The following is a 12,437-nucleotide window of genomic DNA, read 5'->3' as shown; positions in this document are numbered from 1 at the left end:
CTTTTTTCGAATGTATATTAAGAATTAATCAATTCCCTATATGCCTGCACATAGGGTTGATAGGCTTTATGAATATCATTCCTTGGTTGATACATTCTTTTTATCTTACACATTTTTGCAATGGCTTCTTCAAAGCCGTCAAATAAGCCTGCTGAAACACCTGCAGTAACCGCTGTACCTACCGCTGTGGCCTCCTTGTTCTCCATTTCCAGATACGGGACGTTCAGGATGTCTGCTTTCATCTGGTTCCAGAGCGGATTGTTTGCCATTCCGCTGACACCACGAAGCTCTTTGATTTCACATCCTATATCCGATGTCAGTTCGCCAAAGGTCAGGCTCAAATCGTATACCAGAGACTCAAGGAAAGCGCGGTACATATGAGCTCGTCGATGCCCCCAATTCAAGCCAACGAAACTGCCGGATGTGACATTGGGATCCGGTGGACAGGCTCTGCCGCCAAAGTGAGGATTGCAAAGTAAACCATCTGAACCCGGGGATATACTGTCTGCCTCTCCGGTAAGTTTTTCGTAGTTGCTGACCTGATTATCGGCTTCGCCAAACATTAAATCTGCAATCCATTTTTGGGTCAGGCCACCGCCGTTAACAAAGACTGATGGGTGGCATACGCCTGGCATTGATGAGCCAAATACCTCACCGGTTTTGCCAAGGCGAGCATAGGCATCTTGCCCGGTTGAAACAGAGAAAATGGGGTAGGTTCCGGCAACATCCACCGCAACACCTTCACCCACACCACCGGCACCAACGATACTTGCAGGCGTATCCCCTACGCCGGCGATAACAGGAATACCCTCGGGCAATGGGGTTCGGTTTGCAATTTCTGTCCCGGTGTTTCCAACGATATCTCCGGAGTTTGCAACGTCAGGAAGTAAAGCTGGGTCGATATCCAACTTGCGGACAAGGGTGTCTGACCATGACTGGGTTTTTGCATCGGAAAGTCCGGTCATCCAAAGCAGTGATTTATCAATCGCCCAGTGGTCAGGGCTTAAACCGGTCAGTCTTCCGGCAAAGAAACTGGTCACCGGTACCACTTTTACGGTCTTGGCAAAACGTTCCGGGGACTGGGCTTGCATCCACTTTAGCTTGGGGGCGAGTGTCGGGTACCAGGTTCCGGCAATTTCCCGGATTTCCGGACCGTGTGCCTCGACCATTTCGAGGTAATGCGGAATGTAGCGGGTATCCAATGTGGTGGTATAGGGAAAAGTAGCCCGGCCGTTTTTGTCCACACCAACCACTCCGCCCATCATGCCGGAAACTCCGACAATAGCCACGTCATTGGCGTTTATCCCGCGGTCACCAAACAAATCGTTCAATGATGCAACCACATAATCAAGCATGGCCTCAATATCGTACGTTGCTTTACCGTTGGCATCAGTATCAGGAGTGTAACCTCTTTTGTGTTCGCCAATCAGCTTGCCGTCGGTGTCAAAAACCGAAGACAACATGCCGCTTGAGCCCAAATCTATTGTAAGAATCAGTTTTTTCGTCATAGGTGCAGTCCTTTTTTAAGCGTCGATCTTGGCTTCCTGCCCGGTTTGAAATTCTGTGGTGGCGTCAACATGTCGGTTTGCAGTCACTTCTTTTTGGTATGCAGTAATTTCATTCTGGAGTTCTTGCGATGACCACCCGAGCTCCTTTGCCACTAATTCGCCGATGGCTTTGATTTCCGACAGGCCGCCATCTTGGAGGCTGTAGAAGATGTTTGTGCGTCTGATGAGCAAATCAGCCAGGTGGGTGACGAATTCATTGCGAAGGATATAGCGCAACTCTGCCTTGGTCAGGGGGACCGAAGGTGCGATCCGGGACGCTTCAGTGGAAGATGGGGCCATTCCGGAAATGACTGTTGCGTTGCTGCCGAATACGCGAAAAATTCTGGCGTGATCTTCTTCTGAAAATGAACCGGGAGAGTTCAACTGTTCCGCAGGGATGGTTTCTCCCCCTGAAATCGGCGTGATATGGCTCAGCGGAGACGTTTTTGGCAACATGGCGTGTTTTTCCACGTAGTCGATGGTTTCTTCTGCCATCAGACGACAGGTACTGAGTTTCCCGCCGGCCAGCGTGTAAAGTTGTGACTGGCTGTGAGTTACCAGGTGGCGCCGGGATACCTTGCTGGCATTCGATACGCTGCCAGAATCCACTAATGGACGGAGCCCGGCCCATGCTGAGAGAATGTCTTTTCGAGTAAGGTTTGCTGACGGGATGATCTCGTTTGTGGCTTTCAGTACGTGGTCTATGTCTGCCTCTGTGATACCGGGGTTGTCGATGTCCCCTTCAAAAAACGTGTCGGTCGCGCCGGCGAAAACAAACCCTTCATTGTGCTTGGGAAGCACCCAGTTCATTCGGCCATTGTCGCTGCCAACGTGCATGAAAATCCCGTTATTGATGGGTAACCTGTCACTACGAAAAGCAAGGTGTACCCCTTTGGAAGGCTTCATCAACAGCCTGGCAGATGGATCATCCATTAACCTGATGGCATCAACACCGGGCCCACAGGCGTTGATCACATGTTTGGCGTGGAGGGAAAAAGACTCTCCGGTTTTAAGCGTCTTTGCCACAACACCGGATACCTTCCCGTCCCTGTATAACAGGTCGGTGACTTCTGTGTAGTTAGCGACATCGGCGCCTTGCTGCACCGCACTTTTCAGGGTGTCGATAGTCAGGCGTGCATCATTTGTAGCCAGGTCGTGGAAAAGCCCGGCACCATAAAGACCGCGGGTGTTGAGGTTTGGCTCTTTTTCCTCAAGCTGCTTTTTGCTGAAAATTCGGCTCTTTCTGTTATTGGGATTGCCGGAAACGAAGTCGTAAAAAGAGAGGGCAATCCTAAGCTGCCAGGGGCGATACTTCCCCTGGTCATTGGAGACAAAAAGAATAGGTTGCACGTTACCAAGGTGCGGGGCGATACGGAGCTGGGTTTCTCTTTCCCGGCATGATTCCCGGACAACTTTTAAATCCATGGTTTCCAGATAACGGACGCCGCCATGAATTAGCTTGCCCGAGCGGCTGCTGGTCCCGGCTGAAAAGTCATTCTTGTCTACCAGTGCGACCGAGTATCCCCGCAACACAGCTTCGCGGGCCAGAGAGGCTCCAGAAATGCCTCCCCCTATGATTAGGAAATCGTACGGCTGGGCTTCGCTGTTGTCCTTGAACTGCATTTTCCCTCCTTGGTAAAGCAATGCGACTTATAATTGAGATAAATGTTACTAAAAAGTTATAGCAGGGTTGTGTCACTTCGTAAAGCTAAATGTCGCATTGTGTCGTTTTGCCTTCAGGGATAAAAAAAGCCGGAGCTTGATGGCTCCGGCTGTTTAATATCTTGGGGGGGAGATAAATATGTCTCGGAATTAAATTATTTCAATTCCGTGTTCCTCAGCCCAGAGACGGTACTCTTCCGGGAAATCATCATCGACGATAAAGGCATCAAATATCGTTAAGTCAGACACTTTACTGAAGTTAACATGCCCGATTTTCGTGGAGTCACAAACCAAGTATTTCTTGCGTGCCTGCTGGAGCATGACCTGGTTTGATGGTACTTCTGCATGCGCTGGGTGTGTCCAGCCTGCCTGAAGGTCAATGGCAGAAGCACCAAAAAAACCTTTGTCGAGGTTTATGGACGCGAGTGCCTGCTCCGTTGCAGTACCAGACAGGGCATGTGAGGTGTTGCGGTAATGGCCTCCGGGTACGAAGAGATCGACGATGGGCAGGCGTACCGCTTTTTCTGCGATGTTCAGAGCAAGTGTGGTGACAGACAGGTGGTTCACGTCGTCTGACAGGTAATCGAGGATCATAGGAACGGTACTACCTGCGTTGAGGCCAATACTGTCGTTTGCGTTGATCAGTGACGCTGCTTTGCGGGCAATAGTCTGCTTGGCAGTCAGGTGGATGGTCTGCTTTTCGGCCAGTGCGACTTCATTATCTTCGGCAATTTCGCCTTTTAATTTGGCACCACCGTATACAACCGTGACAAGTCCCTGTTTTTCGAATGCGCTGATATCGCGTCGAATAGTGGCGATATTGACGCCAAATTGCCGTGCGAGTTGTGCATTTTTTGCAACTCCCTGCTTGCGCAGTATTTGCAATATCTTTGTTTGGCGTTGCTCCGGTAACAGAGTGTCATCCAGTATCTCGACTCTGTTCATAAACTATCCTGTTTGTGTAATGAGTTCCTGACATTGAAGTATCACAATATGTTTTTTTTCTCAAGTAAAGTTGACGGCTTATGTGCTTTCTAGCATAACTTTACGGTGTGTTATGTTGATTAATTGTAGCAAAAGATTGCGAAAGTCGAATAAAAAAGCTACATTATAAAACATAAAGCAACACTGAAAGAATTTTTATACGTTGATGTCGCTTTTGTATAGATAAGCAGTAATTAGGGATATGAGTATATGGAAGGGAAAACAATTCGTCTCAACCGGATGTTTGAAAATGGCAAAGCGGTTTTCGCTGCGCTGGTCAACAGTATGTATCTGGGGCCACAGCCGGGCATTACATCGGATGAGGACTTCAGGAAAAACCTTATTGCCTTGTCGCAGAACGGTTTGACGGGGGCAATGCTGTCTCCGGGGTACATAAAACAATATGCTGACCTCCTGGGTCACAGAAACGGCCCTGCGATCATTATGTCTGTAGGGTGGACGGACAAGTGGCGTAACCCGGATTTGCTGGGTCATGAAGGTTTTCAGGGACAGCATGACTTTATCGCTACTGCAGAACAGGCAGCAGCGGCAGGTGCTGATGCGGTACATGATTACGTTTTTCTGGGGTCAAGCAACCCGGCGGACGATGTCGCTGAGATGCGCCGCCTTGGGACTCTGGTAAGGGAAGCGGAACGTTTCGGTTTGCCCGTTTTGTGTGAACCGTTGGCGCGAGGCACAAATGTAGCGAACGGAGACCAGAACCGTCCGGAATTTGTTGCACTTGCTGCGCGTATGGCAGCAGAAGCCGGTGCGGACATTGTCAAAGTTGAATACACAGGTGATCCAGAGAGCTTCAAGACTGTGGTAGATGCCACGCCGGTCCCCACAGTGATGATGGGCGGTGCGACACGCAGTAACTTCCTGGAGTTCCTTGCCAGCCTTGAACATGCGATGACAGCCGGATGTTCCGGTGTAGCTGTTGGTCGTAACCTTTATCTTCACGAGCGTCCGGGAGATGCTATTCGCGGCATCGTTGATGTGATTTGCCGTGGTGAAAGCGCAGCGGAAGCGGTGAAACGCTACAACCTGTAAGCAGTAAAGTTTGGGTAAGTTATACTTCGGTATAGTTGGCGTCCGTATGGGCGCCTTTTTTGTTTGTGTAACTCGTTTTGGTGTGAATGCTACTGGTACCTGCAACTCGCACCTTGAACTGAGTGATTTCCACCCGCGCTATATCTGCCCAATGATTTAATTCAATTGGCATGTGAACCGTGTTGATTTGAATGCTTATTGGGCAAGAGAGCAAAGATGTGGCTTAAGGGCTTAATACTGGTACGGATATTACCGACACAAAAAAACCCTCCGAAGAGGGTTCACAGGGCTTTGGAGAGTGGTTCTTGCTTTATCCAAGTAACATGCGACAAAACAGCACGTTGTTTGGGTCGAGGCTTTCTTTGATACGTTTATGAACCATACCAACGTCGGATTCCATATACTGGACCGCGCGCTCTGCACCGATACCGTGGTGGTGAGCCAGTGTGCCGCCATGCTCCCGTACAACACGCACCATCTCATTCTGGCAGAAACGCCATACTTTCATCGCTTCATCATCATTGCTTTCATTGATGAAAAAGAGCGCGTACATACATGCACCGGTCTGGTAGGCGTGGGAGAAATGGGTAAAGAACTTGGTGATTTTCGGGTCGAAAATCTCTTCCAGGGCAAGGGCGCAATCTGCAGCGCGATCCCACGGCAGGGTTACCTCTACGGTGTCAAACATCTCACCGTTGGTGACATTTCGGTCCCGCATCATGGTCTCGCACTGGTAACGGTGGATAAACCAGCCATCAGAGGCATCATCAGTGATAATCCTGCCTCCCAGAGCAGAAAGCTTGCGGCGGGCTTCGCCGGTCACTGCTGAAAGTGATTCTCCAGGTGCAATCATGGAGAAAGTCAGGAGTGCAAAATCTCCCTTTGGAGCATTTGGCAATGAGTGGAGGATGTGCTTTGTTTCTGCAACGTTATATGCGCGAAGCAAACCAACAGGGAAACCACCCTGAACCAGCTGGCGCTGGGCGTCAACGGCATCCCGGTAAGAGTCAAAGGCCATGGAAGTCATGGAGGTAGACAGCTTGCGGTGAACTTTCAGTGTGACTGATGTAATGACAGCAATGCTGCCTTCAGAGCCAATCAGCATACGGATAAGGTCGAGGCCGCCCGGTGTGCGCGCACTGGGGGTTGCTTTGATGATTTCACCGGTAGCCAGTACGGCTTCGATACCTACTACCGCTTCTTCGATACCGCCGTAGTAAGTGGAAACTGAACCTGTTGCACGGGTGTTTATCCACCCACCTACGGTTGAAATAAACAGCGACTGCGGGTACTGGCCAAGTTCAAACCCCCACTTTTCGAGCGTCGACAGCAGATCACCGCCGTATACACCGGAGCCGACCGTGATCTGGCTTGTGACACGTTCAAGGGGAGCGATGTCATTAAATTTTTCCGTCGAAATGTAAACGGTCGGTCCACCGTCAAAACTGCCCACGACATTTGAGCGTCCGCCAACCACTGAAACCTGAAAGCGAAGTTCATTCGCCAGTTTAAGGATGTAGGACACCTCTTCAGCATTAGCAGGTTTAAACATTAAAAATGTGTCTGGTTTGCCACTCTGCTTAAAGTGGCGCGGCCAATGCTCTTCAGGATCAATGTCGTTTCTGGATACCAGGTTGTATTCCAGCCCTCCGGGTTGTCGGGTCTCCAATTCATTAAGAATTTGCGCAAAGTTGCTTTCCATAGTTACTACTCCGTTTTCTTTAGACTTAACCACCCGGCTTGTGGTTTGTGTTGGCATCCTGTTAACGGGGATGACGACATTCAGCCAAAGGGTGTTGTTTTATTATGTAGCATTATGGAGCTTTACTTTCAATTATTGTTGCTTTTTCGTTGTTGCAAATGGCCATAAAAAGACAAAAAGCGCCACTCTCTTTGTGTTTAATGTCTATTTATGGGTCTTTTATTGGATGTATATATTGTTTAAACGTATAAAAGTGGTGGTGTGGGCTGTTTTGGTGTCTTTGTGTGGTTACATATTGTTTTTGGCAAGTAATGCTACAAAAGGGCTTGTAAAACGACATTTAGCTATCTATTGTTGTTATCACGATGTTAATTAAATTTGCATCTTACAAGACTGCTACCCGCAACAATTTGTTCGGTCAAGCGCTGTCACAGCGTGGACGCAGTTGATTAAGGAAGACGGAAGAGTGTTTAAGGAGAGATGTAATGGTAATGCGTAAAAAAGGCCAACCGGGCTTCGCCAAAAGCCTTATCAAGCAAGTCTCTGCCATGCTGCTTGGTTCGTGTGTCGCCTTTGGTGCTGTCGCAGAAGAAGAAAGCAAGGCTGGTTTTGTCGGTGATGCGGAAGAAACCTACTACATGAATGTGTTTGTTTCCGGCGTTGAGTACTGGTTCCCTGTATACGAAATGATGAAACAGGCTGGTCAGAAGCTTGGTGTAAAAACAGTTTATACCGGCACACCAGAATACGACGTAAACAAACAGCTGGCATCCTTTGAACAAATCCTGGCCCGCAAGCCGGCAGGTATTTTGTTAGCGCCAATCAATCCTGACCCATTTGTAGAGCCTATTAACCGTGCTCGTAAGATGGGTATCCCTGTTGTTACCTTTGGTGCGGATTCACCTAACAGTGAACGTACTGCTTATGTCACGTCTGACAATACCCGTGAAGGTATTTTCGCAGCGGATGCGATTGCAGAAGATATGGGCGGCAAAGGTGAGTACGCGATACTGGAAAACCCAGGCCAGGATAACCATGACAAGCGTGTTGCAGCCTTTATTGGCCGCATGGAAGAAAAATGGCCTGACATGAAACTGGTGGCGCGTGCAGCAAGCAACCAGGATCCAACCAAAGCTTACAATGCGGTTCTGACCATGGCTCAGGCTAACCCTAACCTTGGCGCCGTGTTTATGCCGGAAGCAAACTCTGCAATGGGTGCCGCTCAGGCAACCAAAGAGCTGGGTGGCAAGATTCGTGTATTCAACTGCGATATCAACGCCAAAGTGCTGGACATGATCAAGAACGACGAGATTTTTGGTGCCCTTAACCCGAATCAGGGTGTCCAGGGCTTCATGGGTATGACCCTGTTGTTCCTTGCCAAGCATGCCGACCTGATTGATCCAATGAACGATCACGTAGCGACCGGCCAAAACCCGATGCAGGTGCCATACGTAGATAACGGTTTCTCAATCATCACCAAAGAAAATGCTGATTACTTCTACTGGGATGACTATGTGAAGCGCCGTGGTTCAAAAGGTGTAAACGAGTAATTAATGCTTAAAAACCGGGGCGAGCCTGTCTCGTCCCGGGTCTGTTTGAATGTGGATAGCGAAGAAACGGCGACAGATAAGCCGGTTATGCACAAGGATTAATTAGCCCGGAAACGCAGTGTTGCAGGAGTGTTGTTGTGGCAGAAAATCACATCCTTGAATTACGGAACATTACCAAGACGTTTGGTGCAACAGTCGCTTTGTCTGAGGTGAATTTTTCTCTGAGAAAAGGAGAAATTCACGCTCTCTGCGGAGAGAACGGAGCCGGTAAATCCACCTTGATGAAGGTGATTAACGGAATCTACCAACCGGATGCTGGTTCTATCGTAATTAAGAACCAGGAAGTGACAGTCGAGAGCCCGCGAAAAGCGAAGGCATTGGGTGTGAGTTTTGTCCACCAGGAAATTGCCCTTTGCCCGGATGTCAGCGTAGCGGAAAACGTTTTTATGTCTGGTGCCAGAAAAGGTGAGAACTGGTGTATCGACTACGAAGACATTAACCAGCGTGCAGAGGAAATTCTTTCCCAGCTGATGCACGTAGACCCCAAAACGAAAGTCGAAAAGCTGGGTATATCCACCCAACAAATTATCGAAATTGCCAAGGCACTCTCCGATGAGTGTGATGTATTGATTCTGGATGAGCCGACAGCCGCGCTGACAGAGAAGGAGTCAGAGGCGCTGGCGGAAATTATTCAGGACTTAAAAGCCCGTGGCGTCAGTATTATTTATATCAGTCACCGTATGGCTGAAATCTTTGCTCAATGTGACAGGGTAACGGTGCTCCGGGACGGGAAGCTGATTTGTACCCACGAAGTGAAAGACATCACGCCAGAAGATGTGGTGAACAGCATGGTTGGGCGCCAGATTGATGATCTTTACCCGGCCAAGAATGACAGTGTTGACCCGAACGGAACGCCCCTGCTGAGTGTGCAAAACCTCAGCGACGCTCATCGATTTTCCAATATCAGTTTTGATTTGCACCAAGGTGAAATCCTCGGTATTGCCGGGTTGATTGGCTCCGGACGCAGTGAACTTATCCAAACGTTTTGCGGCCTGATGCCGAAATCAGACGGAATTGTTTTGTTGGACGGCAAACAGGTCAAATTGAACCGGTACGAAGACAGCCTGAAAAACCGGATTATTTACCTTTCCGAAGACAGGAAAGGGGAAGGTGTGTACCTGGAGATGACCATCCAGGAAAACATTTCGGTACTGGGGCTGAAAAATGTCTGCAACCGTTTTGGCCGGCTGGACAGGAAAAAAGAGAAGCAGCAGGCAGAAATACTCTCGAAAAAGCTGAAAGTAAAATGCCGGGATGTGGGCCAGTTTGTCGGGGAGCTCAGTGGTGGTAACCAGCAAAAGGTGGCCATTGCGCGAATGCTCGCTATCAACCCCAAGATCATCATTATGGATGAGCCTACCCGGGGTATTGATGTGGGCGCAAAACATGAAATTCATACCTTGCTCAGGGAGCTGGCGAACAGCGGCGTGGGCGTCATCGTGATTTCTTCCGAGTTGCCGGAAGTAATCGGTATCAGCGACCGGGTGATGGTGATGTATGAAAACACCATTTCCGGTGAGCTGACCGGTGATGAGATGACAGAAGAAAACATTATCCACCTGGCATCCGGGATTGCACTCGCTCCGGAAAAGAAAGCCAGCTGAGCATTGAAATTTGAAAGACCAAGACGTGTAGAAGATTAAACGGCGGTAGAACTATGAAGACGGAACTTGTAGGACAGGCGGAAACGCCGGATCAAAAAGGACAGGGAGGGATCCTTTCCCTGTTTACCAAAGTTGCAGGTGCTCGGGAAGCCACCCTTGTTGCCATCATCCTTATCCTGTTTGTGGTGATGAGCTTTGCTTCCCCTTACTTCCTTACCTGGGCAAACATGCGCGCCATGCTGCTTTCTTTCTCCACAGAAGGCCTGGTTGTGGTCGGGATGACCATCCTGTTAATTGTCGGGGGGTTCGACCTTTCCGTCGGTGCGGTAATGTGTCTTTCCATGGTGATTGCCGGGAAGCTGTTCCTTTTAGGAATGGATCCCTGGATAGCCAGCCTCGTCGCCATTGCAGCCTGTGCCGGTATCGGCAGTGTAATGGGTGTGTGTGTTACCAAAATAGGCCTTAGCCATTTTATGACGACGCTTGCGTTTCTCGGTATCGCCCGGGGATTCTGCTTTGTCATCACAGAAGGTTCACCGCTTTCACTTTACAGCCTGCCACCTGAATTCAAGTTCATCGGGCAGGGGGACGTCTTTGGGCTACCTTTTTCGGTCATTATTTTCATCGCGGTAATTTTCATTTCAGATTACATGCTGCGGAATTTGATGGTTTTCCGCCGCGTCTATTACACAGGCAGCAACGAAAAGGCCGCAGTGTATTCCGGTATCCGCACAGACCGCATTAAGTTCTGGACCACAGTGCTTTGTTCAGCGATGGCCGGTCTTGCTGGGATCATCTTTATGGCCAAGTTCGGCGGGGCAACCCCAACCTTTGGCATAGGTCTTGAATTGAATGTAATTGCAGCAGCCGTCATCGGTGGCGCAAGCCTGAACGGCGGTGCCGGGACCATCCTGGGTGCCATTTTGGGTATTGCATTGCTTTCCATTGTCTCGTCATCGCTGATATTGCTGAACGTCCCTGTCTACTGGCAGGAACTGATCCGGGGCTTGATCCTGCTGGTGGCCATTGCCATTGACCATGTAATCCAATCCAAGAAGTAAGGGGAGCGTGTCATGTTGTACAGGGAAATTGGAAACACCGGTATCGAAGCCTCTGTGGTTGTCCTCGGCACCTGGGGTATTGGCGGTGGCTCCGTATGGGGTGGTGACACGGAAGAAAAACAGCTTATTGATACCATTCATGCCGCAATAGATGGCGGTGTGAATTTCATTGATACTGCGCCCGGATATGGATTTGGTGAGTCAGAGCGTGTCATTGGCAAGGCGATCAAAGGTCGCCGTGATGACCTGGTTATTGCCACCAAGTGCGGTCTGATCTGGGATTGGGACGGTGTCGAGCACTTTGCGACAGACGGAAAAACCCTCAAGCGCAACCTCACGCCACAAAGTATCCGGCGTGAAGTGGAAGAGAGCCTTGCTCGGTTGGGTACGGATTACCTGGACTTATACCAGGTTCACTGGCCTGCAATTCCACCCATGAACACCCCCATTGAAGAAACCCTCGACTGCCTGGTGTCACTACAGCAAGAAGGAAAGTTACGCGCACTGGGTATCAGCAACCTGACCGAAGAAGAGACGCGTCAATACTGCTCTGGCGGTCATATGGCGACAAACCAGATTCGCTACAGCATGCTGTGGGAAGACGAAGCCCGCCCAACCATCGAGTTGAACCAGGAACTGGGTATGTCGACGCTGGCGTACCAGACTCTGGAGCAAGGGCTGCTGTCAGGCAAAATCACTATGGATACCCAGTTCGACCCGAATGATATCCGCGCTGTTGACGCATGGAATCCTTGGTTCGTTCCGGAAAAGCGCCGGCAGGTGTTGGAGGTTTTGGCTGGTTGGCAATCACTGACAAACAAATACAACTGCTCAATGGCTCAGCTGGTCATCGCAGCATCTTACATGCTGCCGGGTGTGGATTTTGTGCTTTGCGGAGCACGCACTTCGCATCATGCGGCGCAAAATGCGGCAGCAGGGGAGCTACAGGTTTCACCTGAGGATGCGCTGGCGATGCTGGCAGACATTCGTGCACTGTTTTAAGCATGCACTACCTGTTTTCAGCTTTTGAAATCTAACAATAACTTACCGGGCAGTATCCCGGCTTCCGGCAAGGGGCAGAGTATAACTGCCCCGGCCGTGAGGGTGCCGTTCACCCTAATACCCATCTTTCGTCTTGGCCAGGGAAAGGACAACACACGAATAACTCCAACTAAGAGGGAGTCCGCCCACGGGTAGGCTCCTTGCTGTCGGCC

General features: G+C 49.8%; 9 protein-coding genes. 5 read left to right on the top strand and 4 right to left on the bottom strand.

Annotated features, from left to right (window positions below; genetic code table 11):
* Window positions 1–17 precede the first annotated feature (17 nt).
* The 3 genes from NF212_RS18845 to NF212_RS18835 all read right to left on the bottom strand — a co-directional run bounded on the left by NF212_RS18845 (window position 18) and on the right by NF212_RS18835 (window position 4,154).
* Complete coding sequence (locus NF212_RS18845; protein WP_434362309.1) at window positions 18–1,508, bottom strand: FGGY-family carbohydrate kinase; 1,491 nt, start codon at window positions 1,506–1,508, stop codon at window positions 18–20.
* Between the two features lie 15 nt (window positions 1,509–1,523).
* Entirely contained in the window at window positions 1,524–3,170 is a 1,647-nt protein-coding gene (locus NF212_RS18840) for an FAD-dependent oxidoreductase (protein WP_434362307.1), read from the bottom strand.
* 189 nt (window positions 3,171–3,359) lie between these two features.
* A complete protein-coding gene (locus NF212_RS18835; protein ID WP_434362306.1) occupies window positions 3,360–4,154 on the bottom strand; it encodes a DeoR/GlpR family DNA-binding transcription regulator in 795 nt (264 codons plus the stop codon).
* Between the two features lie 249 nt (window positions 4,155–4,403).
* Between NF212_RS18835 and NF212_RS18830 the strand changes: the two genes are divergently transcribed.
* Complete coding sequence (locus tag NF212_RS18830; RefSeq protein WP_434362305.1) at window positions 4,404–5,246, top strand: class I fructose-bisphosphate aldolase; 843 nt, start codon at window positions 4,404–4,406, stop codon at window positions 5,244–5,246.
* Between the two features lie 310 nt (window positions 5,247–5,556).
* Here the strand turns inward: NF212_RS18830 and NF212_RS18825 are convergent, their stop codons facing one another.
* Window positions 5,557–6,948, bottom strand: a complete 1,392-nt coding sequence (locus NF212_RS18825; protein ID WP_434362303.1) for an FAD-binding oxidoreductase — start codon at window positions 6,946–6,948, stop codon at window positions 5,557–5,559.
* 485 nt (window positions 6,949–7,433) lie between these two features.
* Between NF212_RS18825 and NF212_RS18820 the strand changes: the two genes are divergently transcribed.
* The 4 genes from NF212_RS18820 to NF212_RS18805 all read left to right on the top strand — a co-directional run bounded on the left by NF212_RS18820 (window position 7,434) and on the right by NF212_RS18805 (window position 12,225).
* Entirely contained in the window at window positions 7,434–8,498 is a 1,065-nt protein-coding gene (locus tag NF212_RS18820; protein ID WP_434362302.1) for a substrate-binding domain-containing protein, read from the top strand.
* A gap of 137 nt (window positions 8,499–8,635) precedes the next feature.
* Window positions 8,636–10,162, top strand: coding sequence for a sugar ABC transporter ATP-binding protein (locus tag NF212_RS18815; protein ID WP_434362301.1), 1,527 nt, complete (start codon window positions 8,636–8,638; stop codon window positions 10,160–10,162).
* Between the two features lie 53 nt (window positions 10,163–10,215).
* Complete coding sequence (locus NF212_RS18810; RefSeq protein WP_434362300.1) at window positions 10,216–11,223, top strand: ABC transporter permease; 1,008 nt, start codon at window positions 10,216–10,218, stop codon at window positions 11,221–11,223.
* 12 nt (window positions 11,224–11,235) lie between these two features.
* Window positions 11,236–12,225, top strand: a complete 990-nt coding sequence (locus tag NF212_RS18805) for an aldo/keto reductase (protein WP_434362299.1) — start codon at window positions 11,236–11,238, stop codon at window positions 12,223–12,225.
* Window positions 12,226–12,437 lie beyond the last annotated feature (212 nt).

Origin of the sequence: Parasalinivibrio latis, assembly GCF_036825535.1 — a bacterium.
Lineage (GTDB): Bacteria > Pseudomonadota > Gammaproteobacteria > Enterobacterales > Vibrionaceae > Parasalinivibrio > Parasalinivibrio latis.
The sequence above is the reverse complement of the archived record's forward strand: the minus strand, read 5'-3'. Positions and strand labels throughout refer to the sequence as shown.

What these genes read in the sequence shown, in the direction of transcription:
- NF212_RS18845 (WP_434362309.1), bottom strand. Translation starts at nt 1,508, where the DNA reads ATGACGAAAAAACTGATTCTTACAATAGATTTGGGCTCAAGCGGCATG.
- NF212_RS18840 (WP_434362307.1), bottom strand. Translation starts at nt 3,170, where the DNA reads ATGCAGTTCAAGGACAACAGCGAAGCCCAGCCGTACGATTTCCTAATC.
- NF212_RS18835 (WP_434362306.1), bottom strand. Translation starts at nt 4,154, where the DNA reads ATGAACAGAGTCGAGATACTGGATGACACTCTGTTACCGGAGCAACGC.
- NF212_RS18830 (WP_434362305.1), top strand. Translation starts at nt 4,404, where the DNA reads ATGGAAGGGAAAACAATTCGTCTCAACCGGATGTTTGAAAATGGCAAA.
- NF212_RS18825 (WP_434362303.1), bottom strand. Translation starts at nt 6,948, where the DNA reads ATGGAAAGCAACTTTGCGCAAATTCTTAATGAATTGGAGACCCGACAA.
- NF212_RS18820 (WP_434362302.1), top strand. Translation starts at nt 7,434, where the DNA reads ATGGTAATGCGTAAAAAAGGCCAACCGGGCTTCGCCAAAAGCCTTATC.
- NF212_RS18810 (WP_434362300.1), top strand. Translation starts at nt 10,216, where the DNA reads ATGAAGACGGAACTTGTAGGACAGGCGGAAACGCCGGATCAAAAAGGA.
- NF212_RS18805 (WP_434362299.1), top strand. Translation starts at nt 11,236, where the DNA reads ATGTTGTACAGGGAAATTGGAAACACCGGTATCGAAGCCTCTGTGGTT.